Below are 26,276 nucleotides of genomic sequence, written 5' to 3'. Positions count from 1 at the left end.
ATTCCATGATCCGTCCGCTGCTGAAACCGCTGGCCCTGGCCGCCGCCGTCGCGCTTGCCCTGACCGGCTGCGGCAAGCAGGAACAGGCCGCCGCGCCGGCGCCGGCACCAGCCGCCAGCGTCGCCAGCGCCGCCGCGCCCAAGGATGTGTTCAACGTCAGCGAGCTCGGCGCCAGCGACGAGGCGTGCAAGGACTTCAACGACTTCGTCAATGCCAAGTGGGTGGCCGCCAACCCGATCCCGGCCGACCACACCAGTTGGGGCGCATTTGCCGAGCTGGCCGAAAAGAGCCTGAACACCCAGCACGACATCGTCGAAGCCGCGGCCAAGAACGCCAACGGCGCCAAGGCCGGCTCGGTCGAGCAGAAGATCGGCTGGCTGTACGAGTCGGGCATGAACGACGCGGCGATCGAAAAGGCCGGCTTCGAGCCGATCAAGCCGCAGCTCACGGCGATCGATGGCCTGAAGACCAGCGCCGAGATCGCGAGCTATCTCGACCAGATCGCCGCCGATGGCGACGGCCAGGTGTTCGGCTTCGGCTCCGGCGCGGATTTCAAGGACGCCACCAAGCAGATCGCCTTCACCATGCAGGGCGGCCTTGGCCTGCCCACCAGGGATTACTACTTCAAGCCGGAATTCAAGGCCATTCGCGACGCCTACGTGGCGTACATCGCCAAGACGCTGGAGCTGACCGGCATCAGCGATGTCGACGCGAAGAAGCAGGCCGACCAGGTGATGGCGTTCGAGACCACGCTGGCGAAGGCGTCGCTGGCGCCGACCGAGATGCGCAACCTCGACAACCAGTACCACTTCGTCAGCGTCAAGGAAGCCGGCAAGATCACCCCGCACTTCAACTGGGAGCAGTTCTTCAAGGCCCAGGGCGTGACCATCGACCAGGGCTTCTCGCTGGCGCAGCCCAAGTTTTTCGCTGCCTTCGACCAGCTGCTCGCCAGCGCCCCGACGGCCCAGTGGCAGGCCTATTTGCGCTTCCACACCATCGATGGCGCCTCCAGCGCACTGTCCAAGACGTTCCGCGACAACAAGTTCGATTTCTACGGCAAGACTCTCTCCGGCCAGCCCCAGCAGATGCCGCGCTGGAAACAGGTGCTGGGCGGCGTGAACCATGCGATGGGCATGGGCCTGGGCGAGCTGTACGTGGCCAAGGTGTTCACCCCCGAGGCCAAGCAGCGCGCCGAGGTGCTGGTCACCAACGTGCGCGACGCGCTCAAGGACCGCATCAAGAACCTGGATTGGATGAGCGCCGCCACCAAGGCCAAGGCGATCGACAAGTGGAACAAGTTCCTGCCCAAGATCGGTTACCCGGATGAGGGCGAGTGGCGCGACTGGTCCGGGCTGACGATCTCGCCGGACAACTGGTACGCGAACCTGCAGGCCGCGCGCAAGTACAACTACCAGTACGACCTCTCCCATATCGGCAAGAAGACCGACCGCAAGGAATGGGGCATGACCCCGCAGACGGTCAACGCGTATTACGACCCGAGCACCAACACCATCAACTTCCCGGCCGCGATCCTGCAGCCGCCGTTCTTCTATGCGCACGGCGACGATGCGATCAACTACGGCGGCATCGGTGCCGTGATCGGCCACGAATCCAGCCACGGGTTCGACGACCAGGGCAGCCAGTTCGACGGCGACGGCAACAAGAAGGACTGGTGGACGCCGCAGGACAAAAAGCAGTTCGACGCGCGCACGCAAAAGCTGGTGGCGCAGTTCGACGGCTACGCGCCGATTTCCGGCAAACCCGACCTGCACGTCAACGGCAAGCTGACCCTGGGCGAGAACATCGCCGACCTGGGCGGCCTCAACATCGCCTACGACGCGCTGCAGACCGCGCTTGCGAAAGACCCGACCGAAGCCGACCAGAAGATCGACGGCTACACCGAAGACCAGCGCTTCTTCCTCAACTGGGCACGGGTGTGGCGCGGCAGCACGCGCGAGAAGCGTGCAGAAATGCTGCTCAACGTCGACCCGCACTCGCCGATCGCGATCCGCGCCATCGCCGCACCATCCGACATGCCGCAATTTGCCTCGGCGTTCCAGTGCAAGCCGGGCGACGCCATGGTGCGTTCGGGCGACAAGCAAGTGAAGATCTGGTAACCCCCGCAACACGCGGCAGGCCAAGGCGCCTGCCGCACGGGGCTCGACGCCGCGCCGATGCGCGGCTTTTTTTTGTGCGCAATCCACCGCAAACCATCGCGAAAAGCGCAAGTACTGGCAGCTATTTTACGAAACGATTATATTGCCCCCTGCCGGCCGCCCAGGGGGGCCGCTGTACCGCACCAAATACGACCACGCGTTTTCACGCTTAGGGGAGCAGTCATGAGACCCACACTTCGTCACCACGTCCTTGCGTCCGCACTCATTCTTGCGTTCGGCTCTGCCGCAACGCTGCCTACCTTGGCCCAGGACGCCTCTGGCACCCAGCCATCCGATCAGAAGAGCGTTACCCAATTGCAGGGGGTGGAAGTCACCGGCTCGCGCATCAAGGGCGCCGACATGGCGACCCAAGTGCCGGTCGTGACCATCACCTCCAAGGACATCCAGAACACCGGCCTGACCAGCATCGGCGACGTGCTGCAGGAGCTCACCACCTCCGGCTCCGGGCTCAACACCAAGTTCAACTCCGCCGGCAACTTCGGGTTTCCGCCAGACGGCTCGGGCGTGGGTTCGGGCTCGTCCACGCTCGACCTGCGGAACCTCGGCGCCAAGCGCGTCCTGGTGCTGGTGGACGGCATCCGCTGGGTGAACGAAAGCTCGGCCTCGGGCGTGTCCGCCGCGGTCGACCTCAACACCATCCCGGTGGGCATCATCGACCGCATCGAGATCCTGCAGGACGGCGCCTCCTCGCTGTACGGCTCGGACGCGATCGCGGGCGTGGTCAACATCATCACCAAGCGCTCGCAGCCAGGCGGCTCGGCCACGGTCTACGCCGGTACCTACAACCAGCGCCGCGGCGGGCAGACCACCAATGCCGATCTTTCCTTCGGCAACAAGGGCGACCGCTTCGAGTATTTCCTCGACTTCGGCTACGTGAAGCAGAAGTCCATCAGCTCCGCGGACTGGGCACAGGCCGGCTCCGAGTGCGTGCCGGGCACCGGGCTCTCCAACTGCAGCTCGGCCACACCGACCGGCCGCCTGATGTTTGTGGACCCAGCCGGCACGATGCAAAGCGTCACGCTGAACGGGCCGGTCAGCGGCGTGCCGAACTACCCCGCCGACTACCACCACTTCACCACCGCCGACCGCTATCTGTTTGCATCGCGCAACCTGCTGCTGACGCCGAGCGAGCGCAAGAGCGTGTTCGCCAGCAGCCGCTACAAACTCACCGACAACATCACCTGGTATGCCCGCGGCCTGTACAACAACCGCACCTCGATGAACCAGGCGGCGCCGGAACCGATCTTCCTCGGCCCGGGCGCCGGTCTCGGCAGCCTTGCCGACCACGTCAACATCGACGCCACCAACCCGTGGAACCCGCTGGGCTACACGCTCAACTCCGACCCCAACACCGGCAACTTCATTCTGCTGGCGCGGCGTCCGATTGAAGGCGGCCCGCGCCAGTACCGCCAGGACGTGGACACCACCTACTTCGGCACCGGCCTCGAGGGCGCTTTCAGTGTGGGTGAGCGCGATTTCTACTGGGACGTGAACTACGCCAACGGCAACAACAAGGCCACCCAGACCGTACGCGGCACCTACAACATCGCGCACATCCAGCGCGGGCTCGGGCCGCTCGCCAACTGCACCGACAGCTGCGTACCGCTGAACCTGCTCGGCGGCCCCGGCACGCTCACGCCGCAGATGCTGCAGTACATCCAGTACATCGAGCACGACACCAGCCGCAACAAGATCAACCTGTGGACGGCCAACCTCTCCGGCAGCATCGTCGACCTGCCGGCCGGCCCGCTGGCGTTCGCCACCGGCTATGAGCACCGCAACTACAGCGGTTCGTACCAGCCCGACGCGGTGGTCGTTGCCGGCGAGTCGAACGGCGTGCCGTCACTGCCCACCTCCGGCAGCTACTCGATCAACGAGTACTACCTCGAGCTCAACGCCCCGCTGCTGAAGGATCTGCCGGGCGTCACCGCGCTCGATCTTTCCGCCGCCACCCGCTACTCCGACTACTCCACCTTCGGCAACACCACCAACAACAAGTTCGGCCTGCGCTGGCAAGTGGTGCCTGACCTCACCCTGCGCGGAACTTGGGCGGAGGGCTTCCGTGCGCCGTCGATCGGCGAGGTGTTTGGCACGCCCGCACGCTTTGACGCCACGCTGCAGGACCCGTGCAGCGGTCCGATCGCGGACCCGGCCACCGCCGCCAATTGCGCGGCACTCGGGGTACCGGCGACCTACCAGCAGTCCAACCCGCAGATCTCGGTGCGCACCGGCGGCAACCGCGCGATCAAGCCGGAAACCTCGCGCAGCCTGACGTTGGGCGCGGTGTACAGCCCGAGCTGGGCGGCCAACGTGCCATGGTCGTCCAAGCTCGACTTCACGCTCGGCTACTACCGCATCAACCTGGATCAGGCGATCCAGGCCCCGGATGCGCAAACCCAGTTGAACCGCTGCGTCGACAGCGGCAGCCTGACCTCCGCTGCGTGCACCGGCATCCACCGCAACGCCACCGGCAACATCGACGGCTTTGCCAACGAGCTGCAGAACCTCGGCACCATCCACACCGACGGCTACGACTTCAGCGTCGCATGGCGCGGGCCGCAAACCGACATCGGGCAGTTCCACGCCAACTGGAGCAGCACCTACGTCGACCAGTACACCGCCCGCAACGCCTCCGGCCAGGTCGAGCCGCGCACGGTCGGCATCGAGGTCAACGACAGCTCGATCCCGCGGCTCAACTCCAACCTCAACATCGGCTGGGCCCGCGGCGCCTGGGTGGTGGATTACACCCTGCGCTACCGCAGCGGCCTCAAGGAGAACTGCGCGGGGGCAGCCGGCTTCCCGATCTGCAACCACCCGAACGAGATCACGCCGAACCGTCCGGACGGCACGCATGATCTCTCCGACGTGAGCTACAGCGACCTCCGCGCCAGCTGGAAGGTGCCGGTGACGCTCGACCTCACGATCACCGCCGGCATCAACAACCTGTTCAACAAGGAGCCGCCGGTGTGCGTGTCGTGCTCGCTGAACGGTTACGATGCATCGAGCTACGACCTGCCCAGCCGCTTCACCTACCTGCAGGCCAACGTGAAGTTCTGAACGCGTTCGTTTTGCGCTGCAGACAAAGGCCGCCGCAAGGCGGCTTTTGTTTGCGGTCGAGATTGGGGATACGGGATTCGGGATTGGGCAGAGAGCCGGGATTGGAGAGTGGGGGATTCGGGATTCGGCAGATCGAAAGCGTGGTGCGCGTGGGGATGCTGTTTTTGTGAGGTAGGCGTGGGTCGGACTGAAGCCTGACCGACAGGAGCCTTGCAGCTCGCACGATGCGGCTTTTCCGAATCCCGAATCCCCCATCTCGAATCCCAGCTCCTGATGCGCCGCGTCAGCGCCAAGCTGCCGCGGTGCATTAACATCCACCGGTTAAGTCCCCACGATCAGGAGTTGGTGATGCGTCCGTTTCCGCTCGGCGAAGACATCGACCTGCTGCGCGACACCGTGCACGCGTTTGCGCAAAAGGAAATCGCGCCGCGCGCCGCACAGGTCGATCGCGACAACCACTTCCCGAAGGATCTGTGGCGCAAGTTCGGCGACCTCGGCCTGCTCGGCATGACCGTCGCCGGCGAATACGGCGGCACCGACCTGGGTTATCTCGCGCACATGGTGGCGATGGAGGAAATCTCGCGCGCGTCGGGCTCGATCGGCCTCTCGTACGGTGCGCATTCCAACCTGTGCGTCAACAACATTTTCAAGAACGGCAACGAGGCGCAACGCAAGCGCTACCTGCCCAAACTGTGCTCGGGCGAGCATGTCGGCGCGCTGGCGATGAGCGAGCCGGGCGCCGGCTCCGACGTCGTCGGTTCGATGGCTTGCCATGCCGAGCTGCACGGCGACACCTGGATCGCCAACGGCAACAAGATGTGGATTACCAACGGTCCGGATGCCGACGTGCTGCTGGTGTACATGCGCACCGCGCCGAAAACCGCCGGCAGCCACGGCATGACCGCGTTCATCGTGGAAAAAGGCATGCCCGGCTTCAGCACTGCGCAAAAGCTCGACAAACTGGGCATGCGCGGCTCCAACACCTGCGAGCTGGTGTTCACCGATTGCGCGATCCCCACTGCCAACGTGGTGGGCGAGGTGAACGAGGGCGTATGCGTGCTGATGAGCGGGCTGGACACCGAGCGCCTGGTGCTCAGCGGCGGCCCGCTCGGCCTGATGCAGGCGGCGCTCGACATCACCCTGCCCTACGTGCGCGAGCGCAAGCAGTTTGGCGTGGCGGTGGGCACATTTGGCATCATGCAGGCGAAAGTGGCCGACATGTACACCGCGCTGCAATCCTCGCGCGCCTTCGCCTACACGGTGGCGCGCGGTTTCGACGCCGGCGAACGCTCGCGCGTCGATCCGGCTGCGTGCCTGCTCAATGCCTCGCGCAACGCGGTCGCCGTCACGCTGGAGGCAATCCAGGCGCTGGGCGGCAACGGCTACATCAACGACTTCGACACCGGTCGCCTGCTGCGCGATGCCAAGCTCTACGAGATCGGCGCCGGCACCAACGAGATCCGGCGCATGCTGATCGGGCGCGAGTTGTTCAACGGCAAGGCGTAACCCTGCTGCACACGCCATGACGACGAAGGGCGGCCAGTTGGCCGCCCTTCGCGTTGGTCACTGTCGCTCGCGGTTACTTGGCGAACAACTGCTCCACGCTCGCGCGCTCCTCGCGCAGTTCCTTGCTGGTGGCATCCAGCTTGGCACGCGAGAAGGCATCGATTTCCAGCCCCTGCACGATGGTGTACTTGCCATCCTTGCAGGTCACCGGGTAGCCAAAGATCACGCCTGGCTCGATGCCGTAGGAGCCATCGGACGGCACGCCCATCGACACCCAGTCGCCGGCCGCGGTACCCAGCGACCACGTGCGCATGTGGTCGATCGCGGCATTGGCCGCCGAGGCGGCGGAGGAAGCGCCGCGCGCCTTGATGATGGCCGCGCCGCGCTGCTGCACAGTGGGGATGAAGGTCTTTTCGTACCACTCCTGGCCCACCTGGGCCAGCACCGGCTTGCCGTCGATGGTGGCGTGGTGGATGTCCGGATACTGGGTGGAGCTGTGGTTGCCCCAGATGATCATCTGCTTGATGTCGCTGTTGTGCTTGCCGAGTTTCTCGGCGAGCTGGCTCTTGGCGCGGTTGTGGTCCAGCCGCACCATCGCGGTGAAGCACTTGGGGTCCAGGGACGGCGCGTTCTGCTGGGCGATCAGTGCATTGGTGTTGGCCGGGTTGCCCACCACCAGCACCTTCACGTCGCGCTTGGCGTGGTCGTTCAGGGCCTTGCCCTGCGGCCCGAAGATCTTGCCGTTGGCCTGCAGCAGGTCCTTGCGCTCCATGCCGGGGCCGCGCGGGCGCGCGCCAACCAGCAGGGCGTAATCCACATCCTTGAACGCGACATTCGCGTCATCGGTGGCAACGATGCCGGCGAGCGTCGGGAAGGCGCAATCGTTCAGCTCCATCACCACGCCCTGCAGCGCCGGCAGCGCCGGGGTGATCTCCAGCAGGTGCAGGATGACCGGCTGATCCGGGCCGAGCATGTCGCCGGCGGCAATGCGGAACAACAAGGCGTAGCCAATCTGACCGGCGGCACCGGTGACGGCAACTCGAACGGGGGCTTTCATCATGGATCTCCATGGGTCGGTAAGCGGGGAGGAAAGCCGCCGACCGCGCATGGGGCGATGGTTGCGCACCGCGTGCCGCGGCTTTCCGGGTTCGGCGAACACAGCCGTCAAACCGGGAGATTTTAGCATGCCGCGCCGCAGCAGCCGGGGCGTGCCAACGGGGGTGCGCGCCGCGCAACCCCTGTCATGGCATTCCGCTCGCCAGCCACGCGGCGAGCGCGCAGCGGCTCAGCGGAACAACTTGCCGGCCAGCCCGGCAAGCGACCCCAGGTCGAAACCACCACCGGTGCCCGCCGGCACCTGCCCGTCCGGCGTCAGGTGATCGACGGCGTGCGGCAACACTTGGGCAAGCTGACCGAGCAGCTGGGTCGGATCGGTGCCAAGCTTGCCGGCGGCTTCCTGCACCAGCGAGCCCAGACCACCCTTCTGCAGCGCGTCGCCCAGCTGCTGGCCGGTGACCGCCTGATTGCCGCCGGTGCCCACCCACGACTGCACGGCGTCGCCCAGCCCGTGCTGAGTGAGCGTCGAGACCAGGCCCTGCACGCCACCGGCGCCCTGGATCAATTTGCCCGCCACCTCGATCAGCGAGCCGCCACCGGCGCCTTGGCCGGCACCACCCAGCAATCCACTCAACAGTGACATGGTCGTACTCCTTGCACAGTCAGAGGGATGGGCCAGCGAGCAGGCCGTGGAACGCGGCACCGGACACACGCCCACCTCTGACGGTACCAGCCCTCAGCCGCGCTGGTCGAGCACCCGGTTCCACTCGCCGACACGCTCGGCGTGTTTGGCCAGCAAGGCATCGACATCGCCGTCGGCGGTGGCCTTGGTGATGACATCGCCCTGCTGGATCGCGTTGACCACCGCCTGATCGCCCGCACCGACCACTTCGCCAAACACGCTGTGCTTGCCGTCCAGCCACGGCGTGGCAACGTGGGTGATGAAGAACTGGCTGCCATTGGTGCGCGGGCCGGCGTTCGCCATCGACAGCACGCCCGGCTTATCATGCCGCAGCGTAGCGTCGAATTCATCCTCGAACCGGTAGCCCGGGCCGCCACGGCCGGTGCCCTCGGGGCAGCCGCCCTGGACCATGAAATCGGCGATCACGCGGTGGAACGACAGGCCGTCGTAATAGCCGCGGCGCACGAGATTGACAAAGTTCGCCACCGTCAGCGACGCCTTGTCGTCGTGCAGACGCAGGTGGATGTCGCCGCGGTTGGTGGTCAGGGTGACGTTGATGGCCATGGGGATCCTTGCGGTGGGAAGGCAAAGCGCAAGGATAACGTCACCCAGGCACCACGTCAGTGCGGCAGATCCAGCATGCCGGCGTCGAGCGCACCGGCACCGCGCGGACGCGCTGCCGGCGTGGGTGGGTTCACCGGCAAGGATTTGTCGTCCACGAGGTGATCCCACATGCGATCAAGCGCCGCGTAGCCGTAAGGCAACAGCGGCACATGGCGGTCGCCAAAGCCGGGCAGCGCGAGAAAAGCGTCGAAATGCTGGGCGCCGGGGATCGCCCAATACAGCGGCTGGCGCCCCTGCGCGCGCAACCACGCCACGTACGGCTCGGAGGTGAAGCTCACCGGCAGCAAGCCGTCGGTTGCACCATGCACTACCCAGATCGGCAAGCCGGCACGCGGCAGATGCACCGCTAGCGCCGCCACCGCCGCGTGCAAGGCGCGCGCGTTGGCGTCGTTGCCGGCCCACAGCGCGCGCAGGCAGCGCAGGCCAGTCAGCGTCGGGGCGCCGGAGGCGTCGGTGCCGCCGGTCAGCGCCACCTGGTTGCCCGGCGGAATGCCCGAGGCATCCGCCCACCACGAGTTGCGTACTGCCTCGCTCGCCAGCCCCGGTTTGCCGGCCGCATCCGTGGTGCGATAGGCATAACCGCACGGCATCGCACCGACCCCGCGCCGCAGGTACGCCGAGGCATACGCGGCGGCGACCGCGCGCCACGCATCGAACGCCGTGGTGCTCGCCGCAGTGGCAATGGCCTCATCGCGCCAGCCATTGGCGTGCAACCGTGCACGCGCTGCGGCCGCCTGTTCCGCCAACGTGGTGCCGGACAACTCGCCATCCGCATGCAGCGCCGCGCAACGGGCCGCAAACGCCGGCGGCAGCACACCGGCCACGCGTGCCAGAGGCGCACCCGCGTACTGCGCGTCGGCCAGCGCACACGGCATCAACAGCGCGGCTTCGGTGACGTAGTCAAACAAGGCGCGGCCGTGCCCCGGCACGTACACGTTGGGTTCCAGCGCCACCACGGCGTCGATCAACCCGGTTTCGTCGAGCCCTGCCGCCTGCAACGCGGCACCGCCGCCATTGGACAGCCCGGTCACGATCACCCGCGTATTGCGTGCCGTGAACGGCGCGGCATCTGGATACGCGCGATCGAGCATGGCCAGGCCAAACTGCACTGCCTGCAGCACATCCCGCCCCCAGTCGGCCTCGGGGTTGTCGCCCGAATGCGCGTGCTTGACCACGATGCCGGCATCGGCGGCGTAGTGTTCCGGCGCAAATTCCAGCGGCTCCGCGCCAACGGCGTGCCGTGTGCCATCCAGCGCCACCCCGGTGCCGTCGGCGGTATCGAAATAGCCGGCACCGGTGCCCTTGTCGGTGTAGGCCACGGCGCAACCCTTGGGCAGTCCCCACGCGCCGGCCAACGCAATGGCGCCGTACACGCCGCGCGAGCCGGACGATGCCGCCACCACCAGGCACCGCGCCTTGCGGTCGAAATGATCCGGCGCCTGCAGCAGTACCCGATGCGGATAGTGCGCGTCGGGGATGCGTGCAAACGCGGTGTACTCGCGCCCCGGCACCTCCGGCACCGCGCCATAGACAGTGCCGTAGCCACCCAGCGGGCCAAGATCGGCGATGCCCTTCCAGCTCGACTGGATCGCGCGCCGACGCAGCTCCGCCGGCGTCGGGTGCGCCGCATCCGCATACGCCGAGGGCAACCCGCGCAAGCCAGTGAGGCCGAGCCCGGCGCTCAACAGGTCATCGCCATGTCGATGCTCGGTGACTTGCACCGGGCCGGCCACAAAGGAAAGTGTCATCGCAGCGGCTCCTGCAGCAGGCAACGCCGTGCTCGCCCCGGTCGCGACCCAGGCACCGATCATCAGCAACCGCAGGGCAAAAGGCGTCATGCCACGACAATAGCGTGCGTGGCGACTGCGGCCATAGGACGAAAGTCCGATGCGCCGGCCGCAGCGTATGGTTAGGCTCGAAACCACCGCTGCGAAACTGACCATGCCGCACCTGCTGATTGCCGACGACCATCCGCTGTTTCGCACCGCGCTGCACCACGCGGCGCTGGCGGCGCTTGGCGCGGAAGCGGTGGTTGCCGAAGCCGCCGACCTGGCGGCCGCGATGGCGGCCATGGCCGCCGATCCGGATATCGACCTGGTGCTGCTGGATCTGCACATGCCCGGCAGCCGCGGGCTGTCCGGGCTGGCGGCGCTGCGCGGGCAATTTCCGGCGGTGGCGGTGATCGTGGTTTCCGCCCACGACGAGCCGCGTGTGGTACGCCGCGCACTCGATTACGGCGCCGCCGGCTACATCACCAAGAGCGCCGGCCACGACGACATCGCCGCCGCGATCCGCACCGTGCTCGATTGCGGCGAATGGGTACCGCCACGCCTGGCGCGCCAGGTGGCGGAACTGCCCCCCAACCCGCAGGACAGCGCGCTCGCCGCCCGTCTCGCGCGCCTGACCGAGCAGCAATACCGCGTGCTGGAACTGGTGGCCGAGGGACTGCTCAACAAGCAGATCGCCGACCGCCTCGCGATTCAGGAGCGCACCGTCAAGGCGCACGTCACCGCCATTTTCGAAAAACTCGGCGTGCACAACCGCACGCAAGCCGGCATCCTGCTGCGCTCGCTGGATCTCGCCGATCCGGCCGGGATGCTGTAGGTCGGCCTTCGGCCGGGCGACGCCTTTGGCGAAGGGCTACGAGCCAACATCGGAACCCGGGCGGACATGGCGCAGAATCAGCTGCCGCAGCGCGAGCGGGCGCATCGGCTTGTAGAGCACCTGCACGCCCGCGGCGAGCAAGCGCGCGCGCAAGGCCGGATCGCGATCGGCGGTAATCACCACGACCGGGGCCGCGCCGCACTGCGGGCGCAGTTGCTGCAGGGCATCGAGGCCGGTGTGGCCGCCATCCAGGTGGTAATCGAGCAGCAGCAAATCGGGCACCCATGGCACCTGTCGCGCATGCGCCACGGAGCGCGCTGCATGCACCGTCCAGCCCCACTGTTCCAACAGCGTGGCCAGCGCTGCGAGGGCATCCGGGTCGTTGTCCAATACTAGCGCGCGCCCGCGCGGCAGCGGCCGCGTGGAGATGCTTGCCGATGGTTCAACCGGTTTGCCGGCAGCCACGCGTGGCACCCGCACCGCAAACAGGCTGCCGCGTCCCGGCCACGAACGCACGCTCAGGCGATGGCCAAGCAGCCCGGCGATGCGCTTGGCGATCGCCAGCCCCAATCCAAGGCCCTGCCCGCTTGCCGTACTGCCGCGGCGAAACTCCTCGAAGATCAACTGTTGTTCTGCCGGTGCAATGCCGGGGCCGGTGTCCCACACCTCGATGCGCCAATCCGCGCCACGACGCCGGCAACCAAGCAGGATTTCGCCGCGTTCGGTGTAACGCAATGCGTTGGAAAGAAAGTTCTGCACGATCCGTCGCAGCAGGGCGGGATCCGAATGTGCCCAACCCCGCGCCGCCACCACCCGCAGGCGCATGCCGCGTTCGCGCGCCAATGCCTGGCATTCCGCCGCCAGCGGGTCGAGCACTTCCGCCAGGGCAAACGCACGCCGCTCGACCGCGATCCGGCCACCTTCGAGTCGGGCGATGTCGAGCAAGCCGGCGAGCAGGTTCTCGGTCGCTTCCAGCGCGCCATCAAGATGCCGCAAGGTCGCGCCGCCGGTGGTGTCGGCGGTGAGCTGCGGACGCAAGGTGTGCGCAAACAACTGTGCGGCATGCAACGGCTGCAACAGGTCGTGGCTGACCGCGGCGAGAAAGTGGGACTTTGCATCGTTGGCGTGCTGGGCGGCGGCCGTCGCCCGCTCCAGCGCCTGGGTACGGTCGGCCACGCGCTCTTCCAGTGTTTCGTTCGCCCGCTTGAGCGCCCGCTCGACCTCGCGCGAGGCGGTGACGTCGGTATAGGTCGCCACATAACCACCGCCGGGCATCGCGTTGCCGCGTATTTCGATCACCCGCCCGTGCGGAAAGGTGCGCTCCGAATGATGCGGCGAACCGGCGTGCATGTGCGCCAGCCGCCGCCGCACATCACTGTCGATCTCGCCGCCGCCGGCCAGCCCGGCGCCAAGGTTGTAGCGCACCAGATCGGCTACCGGCCGCCCGATGACCAGCAGACCCGGCGGGTAGTCGAACAGCCGCTCGTAGGGCCGGTTCCACGCCACCACCCGCAGCTGCGCGTCGATCACGCAGATGCCCTGGCTCATGCTGGCCAGCGCCGCCGCCAGCACGCGCTGGTTGAAACGCAGATCCTGCGCGGCCTCGCCGACGATCTCCGCCACGGCAGCCAGGTCGTGCGGCCCCTGATGGCGCATCACGTCGAGCAGCAGGCGCGCCGAGCTGGCACCAATCACGGCGGCCAGCTCGTGTTCCACCGCCGCTACCCGCGTTGCTTCGGCCAGCCCTTCCTGGGGTGCACCGGCGAACAATTTGCGGATGTGTGCCGCCGGCAGAAAGCGGCCCGCCAGACGGTGCAACTCCGACAACCCGACATCGCCCTCGGCGCTCGGCGCCGGGTGCGCAAACCGCGAACGCGCCACCAGCCAGGTGGTGGCCACGTTGGCCGCCAGGCTCAGCACCACCGCCCGCGTCAGCCGCCCCCATTCGTCGAGCCCGAGCAGATGCGCCGGCGCCAGCCACGTCACCCCGAGCGGGCCGCTGCGCACCCACTCCGGCTGCGGCACGAACAACGCCGGCAGCAGCGCGTAGAACCACACCAGCACGCCGACCAGCAGTCCGGCCCATACCGCACGGGCGCCGACATGCGGGCGGTACATTGCGATCAAGGTGGCCGGCGCGAGTCCCGCCAGCGCGGAAAACGAGATCGCGCCGATATCCGCCAGCGCGTCGCTGCGCGCCAGCACGCGGCTGTAGGCCCAGGCCAGCAGCACGATGGCAAGGATCGCGATGCGCCGCTGCATCAACACCGCGCCGCGCAAATCGCCTTGCTGGCCACGCCCCCAGCCCGCACGCACCAGCAGCGGGGCGACAAAATGGTTGCTCACCATGAGGCTCAGCGTGAGCGTGGCAATCACCACCATGCTGGTGGCCGCGCTGAGCCCGCCAAGAAACGCGACCAGCGCCAACCCGCGATCGCCATGCGCCAGCGGCAGCGCAAGCACATACAAATCGGAGGCGACACCCACCGGCCCCAGCCAGCGGTCGCCCAGCCGCGCCAGCGGCAGGATCGGCAGCGAGATCAGCAGCAGATACAGCGGAAACACCCAGCGCGCGGTGCGCACATGGACATCGTCGCGACACTCCACCACGCCGGCGTGGAACTGGTGCGGCATGGTGAACATCGCCAACGCACCCAGCAGGATCAACGCGGGAAACCCGCTGGCATCGCCGGTCGGCGGCATGCTGCCCACCACGGCGCCAGCGGGAATCGGCACGAACAGCAGCACGCCCAGCGCCAGCATGGCCGCCAGCTTGAACAACGACTCGAACGCCACCGCCAGCATCAACCCGCGGTTGTGTTCTGTCGTGGCCGCGCGCCGTGTACCAAACAGCATGGTGAACACCGCCATCACCAACCCGACGTACAACGCGCTGTCCTGCCACGCCGGGGTGCCCACCACGTGGCCACGGCTGAGCACCGCGTAGCTCATGGCCACCGCCTTGAGCTGCAGCGCGACGTACGGAACCATGCCCACCAGCATCACTGCCGTGACCAGCGCCGCCAGCCCGGAGTGCCGCCCGAGCCGCGCCGCGATCAGGTCGGCAAGCGAGCCGGCGTTGTACTCGTGCGCCATGCGCACCAGCCGGCGCAGCCAATCGGCTGCAAACAGGTAAATCAGGATGGCACCCACGAAAGTCGGCGGCAGCCACCAGCCCGAACGACTGGCCTGGGTGACGGTGCCGTAGAACGTCCATGACGTGCAGTGGATCGCCAGCGACAGACCGTAAACGACTGCCCAGCGCTTGTGCAGTACCTGGGCGTGTCGCTCGCCGTACAGCGCCACCGCGAACAGCAGCCCCAGCCACATCAGCGCCGCGGCGATGATCCAGCCAACGCTCAACATGGGCGGATGGCGCAAGGCGAAAGAAGGCGGACGCTGGACAGCCTCATGTCAAATCGGTGCATCTCGTATGCGGGACAAAACGACGCGACGCGACGCGCTCCCTACCGCCCGACGGCCTCCCCTGGCGAGCCGCCCCCTGCCACGCGCGAGCCGCCGACAGCCACAGGCTGCGTGAGGCAGCTCAATCCTCGCACACCTGCCGGACCAACGGCCGCGCAACTACATGCCCCACAGCTCCCGATCCAGATCGCCATCCAGCCCGAACGCGGCCAGTGCCACGCGGCCGTTGCGCACCTCGACCCCTTCGGCGCGCAGGCGCCGAACCTGCTCGCGAAAACCGGCACAGCCCTTGGGCAACGCGATGTGGCCAGAAGCGCGCAGCACCCGGAACCACGGCAGTTCCAGCCCGTCCGGGGTTGCACCCAGAAGCTTGCCGACGAGGCGCGCGCGACCCGGCAGCCCGGCGCGTTTCGCGATCGCGCCGTAGCTGGCGACGCGCCCGCGCGGGATCGCCGCGATGGCGGCGTAAATGCGCGCGTGGATTTCCGGCAAGGTGGCCAGCAGCGCTGCCGGCGATGCCTGGCGAGGCCGGCTGCTCACCGCCAGAGGTGGGTAAGCCCGACCAGGCACCAGGCGAACAATGCGGTGATCGGCAAGGTGAGAATCCACGCCCACACCATACGCTCCACCACCGACCAGCGGATGGCGTTGGTGCGTTTGGCCGAACCCACGCCCATGATCGCGGAGGACACCACATGGGTGGTCGACACCGGCAAGCCGAACACCGAGGACACCAGGATCACCGCCGCCGAACTGCTTTCCGCCGCAAAGCCATTGATCGGATGCAGCTTCACCATCTTGTGGCCCAGCGTCTTGATGATGCGCCAGCCACCGCCAGCGGTACCGCCTGCCATGGTCAGCGCGCACACCACGGCGACCCAGGCCGGCACCACGAAACCGCCCGCGGTGTTTTCGTTGATCTTGAGAAAGTCGAGCCACGCGGGCACGTGGTCGAACTGGCCCGCGGCCGTGGCGCTCGCCAGCGCCAGCGCAATGATGCCCATGCTTTTCTGCGCGTCGTTCATGCCGTGCGCAATACCCATGGCGCTGGCGGAAAAAATCTGCGCCTTGCCAAAGAACGCCGTCACGAACGGCGTGCGCCCGAGCTGCCACAACCAGTTGCGGCGCCGCGAAAACCACGCCAGCAGGGCGAACAACCCGCCCATCAACAGGAACCCGAGCACCAGGCCCGCGATCGGCGACACCACCATCGGTACCACCACCTTGGGGATCACGCCTTTGCCCAGCCACCAGTGCGCGCCGTCGGTGGCCCATACCACCGCGTCAAAGTTGCCGCCGGTTTCCGCCAGCGCGGCACCGACCAGCGCACCGACCAACGCATGGCTCGAGCTGGAGGGAAGCCCCAGCCACCAGGTGATGAGGTTCCAGACGATCGCTGCCAGCAACGCGCAGATCAGCAGCTCCGACCCCACGTCGACCACGCCGGTATTGACGATGCCGGCAGCGATGGTGGCTGCCACCGCCGTGCCCCACAGCGCGCCGACCAGGTTGGTCACCGCCGCCAGCAGCACCGCCTGGCCAGGCGACAGCACCTTGGTGGCCACTACCGTGGCGATCGAATTCGCGGTGTCGTGGAACCCGTTGATGTAGGTGAAGGTGAGTGCGATCACCATCACCAGCACAAGCACGCCGAGACTCATGCGCGCAGCCTCAGGAGTTCTTGAGCACGATCGAATACACGATGTTGCCGACGTCGCGGCACTTGTCGATCGCCTTCTCGATCAGCTCGAACAAGTCCTTCGCCAGCATCGCCTTCATCGCGTCGGCGCCCTCGAGATACAGCGTGCGATACGGCGCCAGCAACATGCGGTCGCCTTCGGATTCGAGCGTCTGCAGGCGTTCCTGCAGCTTGCGCACCGGGTCGATGTGCAGGCCGCGGCGCAGCTCGCCGATCATCTGCACCACCACGTCGGCCGAACGCTCCAGCACCGTCGCGCGCTGCGTGAAATCCACTCCGGTGAGGCGTTCGGCGACGATCGCGTAGCGCTCGGCGAACTTCTCCACCGTCTTGGGGATCTTGTACAGCGCGGAGTTGAGCGCCTCGATGTCTTCGCGGTCGAGCGCCGTGACGAAGGTGTTGATGAGTTCCTCGCTGATCTGCGAGGCGAGGTTCTTTTCACGCGCGCGGGTGGCGGCAAACGCCGCCATGAGCGGCGCCTGGTCCGGCTGGGTGGTCATGCCGTGCAGCGCTTGCGCACTCTCATGCGCTACCGCGGCGCTCTGCTCAAGCAGCCCGTAGAACTTGTCGCCTTTGCCAAAAATCGTCTGCAGGGAAAACATGTGGGGTACGTCCCGGACGCGAATGGGCGCAATATTACAGGCTGGTGACGGCTCGAGCGGCAGAAACCTTCGACGCGAGCCACTGCAAACCCGCGGTGCTGGCCAAGGCCCGCATGATTCCTGCTGCCCAGGCTGCCGGCCCCACGCCGCGGCATCGGGGCGCCACCAAAGGTGCCACACGCCTGCCGCTACACTGCGCGCATGCCCCCCTCAACGCGTCAACCGCGATGCTGACCGAAATCGCGCTCGTCCTCGTGCTTGCGCTGGCCAACGGCTTCTTTGCGCTGTCCGAAATGGCCTTGATCGCCTCGCGCAAGAGCCGGCTCAAGCAGCTGGCACGTCACAGCCGGCATGCAGCGCTGGCGCTGCGCCACGCGGAGCGGCCGGAGTACTTCCTCTCCACCGTGCAGGTCGGCATCACCCTGGTGATGCTCATCACCGGTGCGGTGGCCGGCGATGCGGTGGGTGGCCACATTGCGCAATGGCTGCATGGCGGTCGCGCGGCAACGTTGGCGCCCTACGCGCGGGTGATCGGCGTGGTGCTTGGCTTTGCGCTGATCTCGTTCATCCAGATCGTGGTCGGCGAGCTGGTGCCCAAGCGCGTGGCGTTGGCTGGTCCGGAAAAGCTCTCCGCCGTGGTCGCGATGCCGATGCTGGTGCTCTCGCGCATCACCGCGCCCTTCGTGTGGACGCTGAACGCCGCCAGCGGGCTCCTGCTGCGCGCGCTGCGCATCCATGGCCGCGGCCGCTCGGCCGCCAGCGAGGAGGAGATTCGCCTGCTGGTGGCGGAAAGCGCCGAGCAGGGCGTGCTCGACGAGGACGAGCACAACATGGTGAACCGCGTGCTGCGCCTGGGCGACCGCACGGTGGACAGCGTGATGACGCCGCGCGTGCGCATCGCCTGGCTGGACATGGCGGCGCCGCGCAAGGACAACCTGGCGACGCTCAAGCAGACCCCCTACTCGCGCTATCCGGTATACCGCGGCGACGAGAGTGAAGTCGTGGGCGTGGTCGAGGTCAAGCGTCTGCTGCAGGGCTTTGCCGAGGGCCGGCCGCAACTGTTCGACCACCTCGCCAAGCCGCTGTACGTGCCATCCACCGCGCGTGCGCTGGATCTGCTCGAACAGTTCCGCGACGCCGATACCCAGCTTGCGCTTGCGGTCGACGAATACGGCGACATCGAGGGGCTGGTGACGGTCAGCGACCTGTTTGCCGCCGTGGTCGGCGCCCCGCAGCTCGCACACGCCGACGCCGCCGACGAGGCGCCGATCGTCGAGCGCGCCGACGGCAGCTGGCTGGTGGACGGCAGCCTGGCGAACGACGACCTGCGCGAACTGCTCGGCCTCGACCACCTGCCCGGCGAGGACCAGCACGACTACAACACCGCTGCCGGCATGGTGATGGCGGCGCTCGGCCACATCCCGCAAACCGGCGAGGTGTTCAGCGCACAGGGGTTCCGCTTTGAAGTGGTCGACCTGGACGGTGCGCGCATCGACAAGCTGCTGGTCACCCGCGCGGCGCCTCCCGCGGACGCGGACGCGGCCGACGGCTGAAACTCAGCGCTTTTCGCCCGCCAGGTGCGCCATGCGCTGGGCATCGGCCAGGATGCCGTGCAGTACGCGCAGCTCGCGCTGATCGGGTTGCGCGCGCTGAAACAGCTTGCGCAGCCGCAGCATGATCGTGGTCGGCTCGCGGCCCTTGTGGAAGTCGATGTCGTCCAGCGTCTGCGCCAGATGCGCGTAGAACTGCTCCATCTGTTCCACCTCGGCCGGCGGCTCGTCGTGTGCCGGCGGCGGGCTGGGCACCGCGTCGCCCAGCAGCATCAGGCGCATCTCGTAGGCCATCACCTGCACCGCCTGCGCGAGGTTCAACGAGCTGAAATCATCCACGCTCGGGATGCGCACCATCGCGTGGCAATGCGCCAGCTCCTCGTTTTCCAACCCGGTGCGCTCGTTGCCGAACACCAGCGCCACCTGGTCGCCGCGCAACGCCGCGTCCAGCGCCTGGCGCGCCCCTTCGCGCGGGCTGAGCTCCGGCAGATTCACCCCGCGGCGGCGGGCGGACAACCCGATCGCGTAACGACAGCCAGCCAACGCCTCGATCATGCCGGCGTGCACGCCGGCGCCTTCCAGCACGTCGTCCGCTCCGGCCGCCAACGCGTTCGCCTCGCGATCGGGAAACCGGTGCGGCGCCACCAGCTCCATGCGGGTAAACCCCATGGTACGGATCGCGCGCGCGGCACTGCCGATATTGCCGGGGTGCGAGGTGCGCACCAGCACGTAACGGAAGAGCGGAGCAAGTTCGGAAGCGGTCATGGTCACGGTGAGTGAGAGGGGCTGAACAGCATACGGCGTGACGAGCGGGGATTCGGGATACGGGATGGGAGATTCGTCAAGGTGCGTCCCCGCGAGCCTGATGCAGGCTGGGCGCCACGCGCCGCTTCGGGGCCAGGGCGTCAGCTGACGGGACGAATGGATCGACGCGGGTGATTTCTGCGCCCCGAGGCCTTAAAATCGCCGGCTGCGATCCGCTCTTTTCCCAAGCCGAAGCCATGACCCGACCCGCCATCACCATCGCGGTGCGCGCTGCGCGCGCCGCCGGCAACGTCATCCTGCGTTACATGAACCGCATCGACAGCCTCACGGTGATCGAAAAGCATCGCATGGATTTCGCCTCCGAAGTCGACAAATTGGCCGAGGCCGAGATCGTCAAGGAGCTGCGCCGGGCCTACCCCGACCACGGCATCCTCGCCGAGGAAAGTGGCGTGATCGGCAAGAAGAGTCCGCTCACCTGGGTGATCGATCCGCTCGACGGCACCCACAACTACCTGCGCGGCATCCCGCATTTTTGCGTCTCCATCGCGCTGCTCGACCGCGGCGTGCCGGTCTACGGCGTGGTGTTCGATCCGCTGCGCGGAGAACTCTTCACCGCCAGCAAGGGCGACGGCGCGTATCTCGACCGCGGCACCGGCCCGCAACGCATTCGCGTCGGCAAGCGCGACAACCTCGGCGGGGCGATGCTCGCCACCGGTTTCCCGTTCCGCCAGCGCGCGCACCTGGATGCGCAACTGGCGATGACGCGCGCCATGCTCGGCCAGGCCGAGGACATTCGCCGCACCGGTTCCGCGGCGCTCGACCTCGCCTACACCGCCGCCGCGCGCTTCGACGGCTATTTCGAGATCGGCCTCAAGCCTTGGGATCTTGCCGCCGGCGTGCTGCTGGTGCACGAAGCCGGTGGCCGCTACACCGACTTTGCCGGCCGCGATGGCATCCCCGCCAGCGGCAACATCGTCGCCGGCAACCTCAACGTGACCCAGGCCATGCTGGACGCGATCAACGCCAACGCGCCGCCGGAGCTGCTGAAGGCCTGACCGTCAACCGTTCGCGTCGCGCAGCAGCGCGCGCAGGAACGGAATCGTCACCCGCCGCTGCGCCGCCAGCGAGGCCTGGTCGAGCTTGTCGAGCAGATCGAGCAAGGCACCGAGATCGCGGGTATGCCGGGCAAACAGCCAGTCGAGCACGTGGTCGTCGAGTTCGATGCCGCGCAAGGCGGCCTGCGCGCGCAGCACGTCGCGGCGCTGGGCGTCGTCCAGCGGCTTGAGCACCAACCGGGTGCACGCGCCGAGGCGTGAGCGCAGGTCAGGCAAGGCGATGCCGAGCTGCGCGGGCGCCTCACCCGCCGCCAGCAGCAGCGCACTGCCTTCGGCCTTGGCGCGGTTGTAGAGGTCGAACAGCGCGTGCTCGGCTTCACGCTCGCCGGCCAGCGCAGCGAGGTCATCCAACGCCAACAGGTCGCTGCCGGCAACACCGCGCAGCGCCGCCGCACGATCCGGTACCGTCGCCAGCGGCAGGTACTGCACGTGGCGCCCGGCGTCGCCCGCCGCCTGGCACGCGGCCATCAGCAGATGGGATTTGCCGCTGCCGGCCGGGCCGCACAGGTAAAGCCACGGCGCGCCGGCATCGCGCGCCAGGCGCACCACGGCAGCCAGTGCCGCCGCGTTCGCGCCTACGTGGAAATGCTCGAAACGCTGGCGGCGCGGCCAGCGCAGGGCCAACGGCAACTGCGCGATCATGGTGCGGATGGCGGCACGGGCGGCGCGGGAGCGACCTCCGCCGGCGCAGCGCCGGTGGCCGCGGCCACCTCCGTGGTTGCCGGCGCGACTGCGGGTTCGCCGCCCTCCGCATACAACTCACTGTTCTGATAGCGCTCCAGCGCATGGCGCAGCAGCACCATCGCCACCGATGCCACCGGCAACGCCAGCAGTACGCCGAGGAACCCGAACAGCTCGCCGCCGGCCAGCACGGCAAAGATCACGGCCACCGGATGCAAGCCGATTTTCTCGCCCACCAGCTTGGGCACCAGCACATAGCCTTCGAGCAGCTGCCCGACCACGAACACGCCGCACACCACCAGCACGTGGTTCCAGTCGCCGTATTGCACCAGCGCGGCGATCAACGCGGCGCCAAAGCCGGTGATGAAGCCCAGATACGGCACAAAGCTCAGCAGGCCGGCGAGAACGCCGATCAGCGCGCCCACCGAGAGCCCGGCCACCAGCGACAAACTGGCACCGTAAAACACGCCGAGCACGATCATCACCAACAGCTGACCGCGCACGAACGCGCCCAGCACGGCATCGGATTCGCGCGCCAGCTGCGCCACCGTCGGTTCGACCGCACGCGGCAGCAGGCGGTCAATCGCGGCCACCAGGCGATCCCAGTCGCGCAGCAGGTAGAACGTCACCACCGGAATCAGCACCAGATTGGTGAGCCACAGCACCACGCCCAGCCCGGAGCGCGACACCGTGCCCAGCACTTGCCCGGCAATGCCGCCGACCGAACCGATGTGCGCCTTGAGCGCCGCCACCACCCGGTCGCTGTCGAACGTGTGCGGATCGAGATGCAGCCTGGTCTGCAGCCACGGCCACGCGGTGTCTTCGGCCCAGGCCACGTAATGCGGCACGTTTTGCACCAGGTTCGCGATTTGCCGCGATAGCAGCGGCAGCACCAGCAGCAGCGCGCCGACCACGACCAGCCCCAGCACAATGAACACCACGCTCACCGCCAGCGTGCGCCCGAGATGCCAGCGTTCGAGCCGGTCGGCCATCGGATCGCCGAGGTAGGCGAACATCGCGGCCACCGCAAACGGCATCAGCATCGGCGACAGGCGCCACACCACCAGTACGGCGACCGCGATGATCGCCAACCACTGCCAACGCTTGGCAGGCGACGTTGCCACCTAGTGCTCCCCGTGCAGCCAGCGCAAGCTGGCATCGGTGCCGGCGTGGCTGCCGGTGCGGATCACCCGCCCGCTGGCGGCAAGGTTCGCCGCCAATGCCGCGGCCGGCATCGCGGCCTTCACCTGAAACAGCATGCCGTCGTTGTCGGCCCCCAGCGTGACCAGGCTGCGCACCGAGGGATCGGCGCGCACGGTGTGCACGAGATTGGCGTAATCCATGGCGCTGTCCAGTCCACCGACCCACAGTTTGTAGGTGCCCACGCTGGCGCCAACGACATTGAGCTGGCGGCTGATGCGATCCACCGCGCCAGTGCCGGCCGCAGCCAGCATGGCGTCCTCGGTCGCTCCCTTGTCGTTCCAGCGCTGCACCTTGCCGCCCGCCACCAGCAACCAGTCCGCGCTGCCAGCGTGCAGCTTGCCCGCCAGCACGAGGCCGGTGTGGTACTGCTGGTTGATCGCCGCCAGCGTCGCCGGGTCGGCCGCGGCCAGCTTGTCCAGATCCGGTGCGTTCGCGGCCGCGGCGTAAGCGATTTCGTAACCCCGCGCTGCTGCCGCCCCTGCCAGGCTGGCGAGCGCCCCTTGGTTGAGCGGCACGCCATCGGTGCCCTGTACCAGCACCAGCAGCGGCGGCTTGCCCGTGGCCGCGTTGGTCACCCCGAGCCGCTGCACGAGGTGCCGTACCGCGCCGGGCTCGAAATCGACCGTGAGGCTCATGCCGGTCGCCGCCCGCGCGTACTGAAAGTGGCGCACCAGCGCCGCGGCGTCCTTCAGCGCATCGGCATAACCCGGCTCGCTGCGCAGATCCTGCCCGCCAGCCACCCGCGCCAGTACCTGCGCCAAGGCAGTGGAAAACGCATCGCTGCGCTGCGCATTGCTGGTGTCGCTGACCGGCACGGTGACCACGTACGGCGAGGCCGCCTGCGCACTGGCCGTCGACCAGGCGGCCAACCCGGCCACCAAACTCAACGCCAGCAGTACCAGCAAACGCAGCGAAAACGAGCGCATCAACGGGTCACCCAATTGGCAGGAGCAGGGTGAAAGTCTCGCCCAATCGCCCTGCCGGCGTCCATGCCGGGCGCAGTCGGGTCGCTGCGTGCAGTAGAATTAGCGGCTTTCCACGGCCGGTCCACGCCATGTCCGACGCCCTCACCTACCGCGCCGCCGGGGTCGATATCGACGCCGGCAATGCGCTGGTTGAACGCATCAAACCGCTGGTCAAGCGCACCCGTCGCCCCGAGGTGATGGGCGGGCTGGGTGGCTTCGGCGGCCTGTTCGACCTGTCCGGCAAGTACCGCGAGCCGGTGCTGGTGTCCGGCACCGACGGCGTCGGCACCAAGCTGAAACTGGCGCAGGAGCTGGGCCGCCACGACACCATCGGCATCGACCTGGTGGGCATGTGCGTCAACGACGTGCTGGTACAGGGCGCCGAGCCGCTGTTCTTTCTCGACTACTTCGCCACCGGCAAGCTCGACGTGGCGACCGCGGCGGATGTCGTGGCCGGCGTCGCCAAGGGCTGCGAGCTGGCCGGCTGCGCACTGATCGGTGGCGAAACCGCCGAGATGCCGGACATGTACCCGGCCGGCGAGTACGACCTGGCCGGCTTCACCGTCGGCGCGGTCGAGAAATCGCAACTCCTGACCGGCGACGCGATCATCGCTGGCGACGTGGTGCTGGGCGTCGCATCGAGCGGCCCGCACTCAAACGGCTTCTCGCTGATCCGCAAGATCCTCGCGCGCGCCGGCAACCCGTTCGACCTCGATCTCGGCGGCGTCAAGCTCGCCGACGCGCTGATGGCGCCCACCATCATCTACGTGAAGCCGATGCTGGAATTGCTGCGGACGCTGGGCACCGCCATCCACGGCATGGCCCACATCACCGGCGGCGGGCTCAAGGAAAACATCATCCGCGTCGTGCCCGACGGCCTCGGCCTGGCGCTCCACGCGGACGCCATCGTGCTGCCGCCGGTGTTCGACTGGCTGCAGCGCGAAGGTGGCGTGGCGCGCGAGGAAATGTGGCGCACGTTCAACTGCGGCGTCGGCTTCACCGTGATCCTGCCGGCATCGGGCGTTGCCGCCGCTGGCGCACTGCTGGCCAAGCATGGCCTCGCCACTCGCGTCATCGGTGACGTCGTCGCGACCAGCGCCAGCGAACGCGTGCATATTGGTTGATCGCGTGAACCCACCCACCATGAACCTTGCCGTGCTCGCCTCCGGGCGCGGCTCGAACCTTGCCGCGCTGCTGGCCGCACGCGACGCCGGCACCCTGCCGGCGCGTTTCGTGCTGGTCGGCTCCGATCACCCCGACGCACCGGCACTGCAACTGGCCAGGGATGCCGGCATCGCCACCTTTGCGCTGCGCCCGAAGGATTTTCCCGACCGCCCCGCTTTCGACCGCGCACTGTTCAACCGGATCGAAGCCAGCGGCGCCGATCTTCTCGTGCTGGCCGGCTTCATGCGCGTGATCGATGGTGCCGTACTCGGTCCCTGGGCCGGTCGCGTGCTCAACATTCACCCGTCCTTGCTGCCGAAATACCGTGGCCTGCACACCCATCGGCGCGCGATCGAGGCCGGCGACGCCGAGCACGGCGCCAGCGTGCACTTCGTCACCGCCGAGCTCGACGGCGGCCCGCTGATTGCGCAGGCACGCATCGCGATCGAGCCGGGCGACGACGAAGACGCGCTGGCCGCGCGCCTCTTGCCATGGGAACACCGCCTGCTGCCCGCGGTGGTCGCGCTGCTGGCCGAACATCGGCTCGCACTCACCGCCGCCGGCGTCACGCTGGATGGCACGCCGCTCAAGGCTCCCTTGCGCCTGACCGAGCACGGCTTGCAGTGACGCATGGTTCAGGCGGCGGCTTGCATGCTCGCTGCATGACCCATCGCCTCCTGCTTGCCCTCGCCCTGCTCGCCGTCAGCAGCGTCACTGCCGCCACCAGCGTGCCGACCGCCTTCACCGCGCACTACCGCGTGTTGCAGGGTGGCCAAACCATCGGCAATGCCACGGTGACGCTCACCACCGGCGCAGATGGCACGGCGACCTATACCAAGAACGTCCAGGGCACCGCCGGCCTCGCCGCGCTGCTCGGCGCCAGCACCACCGAAACCTCGCATTTCCGCTGGCGCGGCGCAGTGCCGGAGGCGGTGAGCTACGACTACCGCTTCCGCAGCGCCGGCAAGAACAAGACGCGCCAGCTACGCGTGGACTGGCCGGACAAGGCGGTCACCGTCGACGACGGCCGGCACCACGAAACCTACGCCGCACAACCGGGCATGGTCGAGCGCAACACCCTGGCGCTCGCGATCGGACTTGCGCTGGCCAACGGCCAACAGCGCCTCACGCTGCCGGTTGCCGTGCGGCAAAAAGTCGAGACCCAGAGCTTTCACGTCGCCGGCACCGGGCCGGTGCAGGTACCCGCCGGCCACTTCAATGCCACCCGGGTCGAACGCAATGACGCCGACAAGGACTTCAGCGCCTGGTACGCCTCCGCCCGCTACCCACTGCCAGTCAAGCTCGTGCAGAGCGACGGCGGCAATCTCACCTTGGAGCTGGTGAGCTACTCCACGCCGTAACCGCGCGTCTTCGCAGTCCGCGGGGACCCGCTTTCGCCG

21 protein-coding genes are annotated in these 26,276 nt (G+C 67.7%); 9 read left to right on the top strand and 12 right to left on the bottom strand.

The features are described from left to right. Positions 1-5: 5 nt before the first annotated feature. The 3 genes from AC3WP6_RS05300 (at position 6) to AC3WP6_RS05290 (ending at position 6,740) form a co-directional block, all read left to right on the top strand. The gene (locus AC3WP6_RS05300) at positions 6-2,117 is read left to right on the top strand and encodes a M13 family metallopeptidase (protein WP_492626751.1); all 2,112 of its coding nucleotides are present in this window, start codon (positions 6-8) and stop codon (positions 2,115-2,117) included. 222 nt (positions 2,118-2,339) lie between these two features. Beyond that, positions 2,340-5,234 (top strand): TonB-dependent receptor plug domain-containing protein, encoded by a 2,895-nt coding sequence (locus AC3WP6_RS05295; RefSeq protein ID WP_492626750.1) that lies wholly within the window; start codon positions 2,340-2,342, stop codon positions 5,232-5,234. Positions 5,235-5,582: 348 nt separating this feature from the next. Next, positions 5,583-6,740 (top strand): isovaleryl-CoA dehydrogenase, encoded by a 1,158-nt coding sequence (locus AC3WP6_RS05290; protein ID WP_492626749.1) that lies wholly within the window; start codon positions 5,583-5,585, stop codon positions 6,738-6,740. 73 nt (positions 6,741-6,813) lie between these two features. Here the strand turns inward: AC3WP6_RS05290 and AC3WP6_RS05285 are convergent, their stop codons facing one another. From AC3WP6_RS05285 to AC3WP6_RS05270, 4 genes are all read right to left on the bottom strand, one after another. Further along, positions 6,814-7,797: a malate dehydrogenase gene (locus tag AC3WP6_RS05285; protein WP_492626748.1), complete on the bottom strand. Its 984-nt coding sequence runs from the start codon at positions 7,795-7,797 to the stop codon at positions 6,814-6,816. Between the two features lie 228 nt (positions 7,798-8,025). Next, entirely contained in the window at positions 8,026-8,439 is a 414-nt protein-coding gene (locus AC3WP6_RS05280) for a YidB family protein (protein ID WP_492626747.1), read from the bottom strand. A 93-nt stretch (positions 8,440-8,532) separates the two neighbouring features. Beyond that, positions 8,533-9,042, bottom strand: a complete 510-nt coding sequence (locus tag AC3WP6_RS05275; RefSeq protein WP_492626746.1) for a peptidylprolyl isomerase — start codon at positions 9,040-9,042, stop codon at positions 8,533-8,535. A 56-nt stretch (positions 9,043-9,098) separates the two neighbouring features. Next, a complete protein-coding gene (locus AC3WP6_RS05270) occupies positions 9,099-10,850 on the bottom strand; it encodes a 3-hydroxybutyrate oligomer hydrolase family protein (protein ID WP_492626745.1) in 1,752 nt (583 codons plus the stop codon). Positions 10,851-11,043: 193 nt separating this feature from the next. Here AC3WP6_RS05270 and AC3WP6_RS05265 point away from each other — a divergent pair, with 193 nt between their 5' ends. After that, on the top strand, positions 11,044-11,706 hold the full coding sequence (locus AC3WP6_RS05265; RefSeq protein WP_492626744.1) for a response regulator transcription factor: 663 nt from the start codon (positions 11,044-11,046) through the stop codon (positions 11,704-11,706). 36 nt (positions 11,707-11,742) lie between these two features. On the opposite strand, the gene AC3WP6_RS05260 is transcribed toward AC3WP6_RS05265, so the two are convergent. From AC3WP6_RS05260 to AC3WP6_RS05245, 4 genes are all read right to left on the bottom strand, one after another. Then, on the bottom strand, positions 11,743-15,072 hold the full coding sequence (locus AC3WP6_RS05260) for a sensor histidine kinase (RefSeq protein ID WP_492626743.1): 3,330 nt from the start codon (positions 15,070-15,072) through the stop codon (positions 11,743-11,745). 219 nt (positions 15,073-15,291) lie between these two features. After that, positions 15,292-15,624 carry an MGMT family protein gene (locus tag AC3WP6_RS05255; protein WP_492628637.1) on the bottom strand — a complete coding sequence of 111 codons (333 nt, stop codon included), beginning with the start codon at positions 15,622-15,624 and terminating at the stop codon, positions 15,292-15,294. A gap of 44 nt (positions 15,625-15,668) precedes the next feature. After that, positions 15,669-16,793, bottom strand: coding sequence for an inorganic phosphate transporter (locus tag AC3WP6_RS05250; RefSeq protein ID WP_492626742.1), 1,125 nt, complete (start codon positions 16,791-16,793; stop codon positions 15,669-15,671). 10 nt (positions 16,794-16,803) lie between these two features. Further along, positions 16,804-17,433: a DUF47 domain-containing protein gene (locus tag AC3WP6_RS05245; RefSeq protein ID WP_492626741.1), complete on the bottom strand. Its 630-nt coding sequence runs from the start codon at positions 17,431-17,433 to the stop codon at positions 16,804-16,806. Between the two features lie 227 nt (positions 17,434-17,660). Here AC3WP6_RS05245 and AC3WP6_RS05240 point away from each other — a divergent pair, with 227 nt between their 5' ends. Next, positions 17,661-18,986 (top strand): hemolysin family protein, encoded by a 1,326-nt coding sequence (locus AC3WP6_RS05240; protein ID WP_492626740.1) that lies wholly within the window; start codon positions 17,661-17,663, stop codon positions 18,984-18,986. Positions 18,987-18,989: 3 nt separating this feature from the next. Here the strand turns inward: AC3WP6_RS05240 and AC3WP6_RS05235 are convergent, their stop codons facing one another. Further along, positions 18,990-19,748 (bottom strand): RNA methyltransferase, encoded by a 759-nt coding sequence (locus AC3WP6_RS05235; RefSeq protein WP_492626739.1) that lies wholly within the window; start codon positions 19,746-19,748, stop codon positions 18,990-18,992. A gap of 236 nt (positions 19,749-19,984) precedes the next feature. On the opposite strand from AC3WP6_RS05235, the gene AC3WP6_RS05230 reads away from it, so the two are divergent. Continuing rightward, a complete protein-coding gene (locus tag AC3WP6_RS05230) occupies positions 19,985-20,803 on the top strand; it encodes an inositol monophosphatase family protein (protein WP_492626738.1) in 819 nt (272 codons plus the stop codon). Positions 20,804-20,806: 3 nt separating this feature from the next. On the opposite strand, the gene hda is transcribed toward AC3WP6_RS05230, so the two are convergent. From hda to AC3WP6_RS05215, 3 genes are read right to left on the bottom strand one after another with little or no spacing between them, the layout of a single operon-like run. Continuing rightward, on the bottom strand, positions 20,807-21,505 hold the full coding sequence (hda, locus tag AC3WP6_RS05225; RefSeq protein ID WP_492626737.1) for a DnaA regulatory inactivator Hda: 699 nt from the start codon (positions 21,503-21,505) through the stop codon (positions 20,807-20,809). Next, positions 21,502-22,668, bottom strand: a complete 1,167-nt coding sequence (locus AC3WP6_RS05220) for an AI-2E family transporter (protein WP_492626736.1) — start codon at positions 22,666-22,668, stop codon at positions 21,502-21,504. The genes hda and AC3WP6_RS05220 overlap by 4 nt, the downstream gene beginning before the upstream one ends. Beyond that, on the bottom strand, positions 22,669-23,673 hold the full coding sequence (locus AC3WP6_RS05215; RefSeq protein ID WP_492626735.1) for a DUF8605 domain-containing protein: 1,005 nt from the start codon (positions 23,671-23,673) through the stop codon (positions 22,669-22,671). A gap of 128 nt (positions 23,674-23,801) precedes the next feature. On the opposite strand from AC3WP6_RS05215, the gene purM reads away from it, so the two are divergent. From purM to AC3WP6_RS05200, 3 genes are read left to right on the top strand one after another with little or no spacing between them, the layout of a single operon-like run. Then, the gene (purM, locus tag AC3WP6_RS05210; RefSeq protein WP_492626734.1) at positions 23,802-24,836 is read left to right on the top strand and encodes a phosphoribosylformylglycinamidine cyclo-ligase; all 1,035 of its coding nucleotides are present in this window, start codon (positions 23,802-23,804) and stop codon (positions 24,834-24,836) included. Positions 24,837-24,855: 19 nt separating this feature from the next. After that, positions 24,856-25,503 carry a phosphoribosylglycinamide formyltransferase gene (gene purN, locus AC3WP6_RS05205; protein ID WP_492628636.1) on the top strand — a complete coding sequence of 216 codons (648 nt, stop codon included), beginning with the start codon at positions 24,856-24,858 and terminating at the stop codon, positions 25,501-25,503. A gap of 35 nt (positions 25,504-25,538) precedes the next feature. Beyond that, complete coding sequence (locus AC3WP6_RS05200) at positions 25,539-26,237, top strand: DUF3108 domain-containing protein (RefSeq protein WP_492626733.1); 699 nt, start codon at positions 25,539-25,541, stop codon at positions 26,235-26,237. The last annotated feature ends 39 nt before the right edge of the window (positions 26,238-26,276 follow it).

This window comes from Rhodanobacter sp. FW106-HT46G03 (assembly GCF_058789895.1).
Note: the sequence above shows the minus strand (reverse complement) of the source record. Positions and strands in the feature narration are given on the sequence as shown.

Bases quoted from the DNA above. Each gene is read 5' to 3' on its own strand.
- AC3WP6_RS05300 (WP_492626751.1), top strand. From the start codon at position 6: ATGATCCGTCCGCTGCTGAAACCGCTGGCCCTGGCCGCCGCCGTCGCG.
- AC3WP6_RS05240 (WP_492626740.1), top strand. From the start codon at position 17,661: ATGCTGACCGAAATCGCGCTCGTCCTCGTGCTTGCGCTGGCCAACGGC.
- AC3WP6_RS05290 (WP_492626749.1), top strand. From the start codon at position 5,583: ATGCGTCCGTTTCCGCTCGGCGAAGACATCGACCTGCTGCGCGACACC.
- AC3WP6_RS05215 (WP_492626735.1), bottom strand. From the start codon at position 23,673: ATGCGCTCGTTTTCGCTGCGTTTGCTGGTACTGCTGGCGTTGAGTTTG.
- AC3WP6_RS05275 (WP_492626746.1), bottom strand. From the start codon at position 9,042: ATGGCCATCAACGTCACCCTGACCACCAACCGCGGCGACATCCACCTG.
- AC3WP6_RS05235 (WP_492626739.1), bottom strand. From the start codon at position 19,748: ATGACCGCTTCCGAACTTGCTCCGCTCTTCCGTTACGTGCTGGTGCGC.
- AC3WP6_RS05280 (WP_492626747.1), bottom strand. From the start codon at position 8,439: ATGTCACTGTTGAGTGGATTGCTGGGTGGTGCCGGCCAAGGCGCCGGT.
- purN (WP_492628636.1), top strand. From the start codon at position 24,856: ATGAACCTTGCCGTGCTCGCCTCCGGGCGCGGCTCGAACCTTGCCGCG.
- AC3WP6_RS05200 (WP_492626733.1), top strand. From the start codon at position 25,539: ATGACCCATCGCCTCCTGCTTGCCCTCGCCCTGCTCGCCGTCAGCAGC.
- AC3WP6_RS05250 (WP_492626742.1), bottom strand. From the start codon at position 16,793: ATGAGTCTCGGCGTGCTTGTGCTGGTGATGGTGATCGCACTCACCTTC.
- AC3WP6_RS05245 (WP_492626741.1), bottom strand. From the start codon at position 17,433: ATGTTTTCCCTGCAGACGATTTTTGGCAAAGGCGACAAGTTCTACGGG.
- AC3WP6_RS05270 (WP_492626745.1), bottom strand. From the start codon at position 10,850: ATGACACTTTCCTTTGTGGCCGGCCCGGTGCAAGTCACCGAGCATCGA.
- AC3WP6_RS05285 (WP_492626748.1), bottom strand. From the start codon at position 7,797: ATGAAAGCCCCCGTTCGAGTTGCCGTCACCGGTGCCGCCGGTCAGATT.
- AC3WP6_RS05295 (WP_492626750.1), top strand. From the start codon at position 2,340: ATGAGACCCACACTTCGTCACCACGTCCTTGCGTCCGCACTCATTCTT.
- AC3WP6_RS05230 (WP_492626738.1), top strand. From the start codon at position 19,985: ATGACCCGACCCGCCATCACCATCGCGGTGCGCGCTGCGCGCGCCGCC.
- AC3WP6_RS05265 (WP_492626744.1), top strand. From the start codon at position 11,044: ATGCCGCACCTGCTGATTGCCGACGACCATCCGCTGTTTCGCACCGCG.
- AC3WP6_RS05260 (WP_492626743.1), bottom strand. From the start codon at position 15,072: ATGTTGAGCGTTGGCTGGATCATCGCCGCGGCGCTGATGTGGCTGGGG.
- hda (WP_492626737.1), bottom strand. From the start codon at position 21,505: ATGATCGCGCAGTTGCCGTTGGCCCTGCGCTGGCCGCGCCGCCAGCGT.
- purM (WP_492626734.1), top strand. From the start codon at position 23,802: ATGTCCGACGCCCTCACCTACCGCGCCGCCGGGGTCGATATCGACGCC.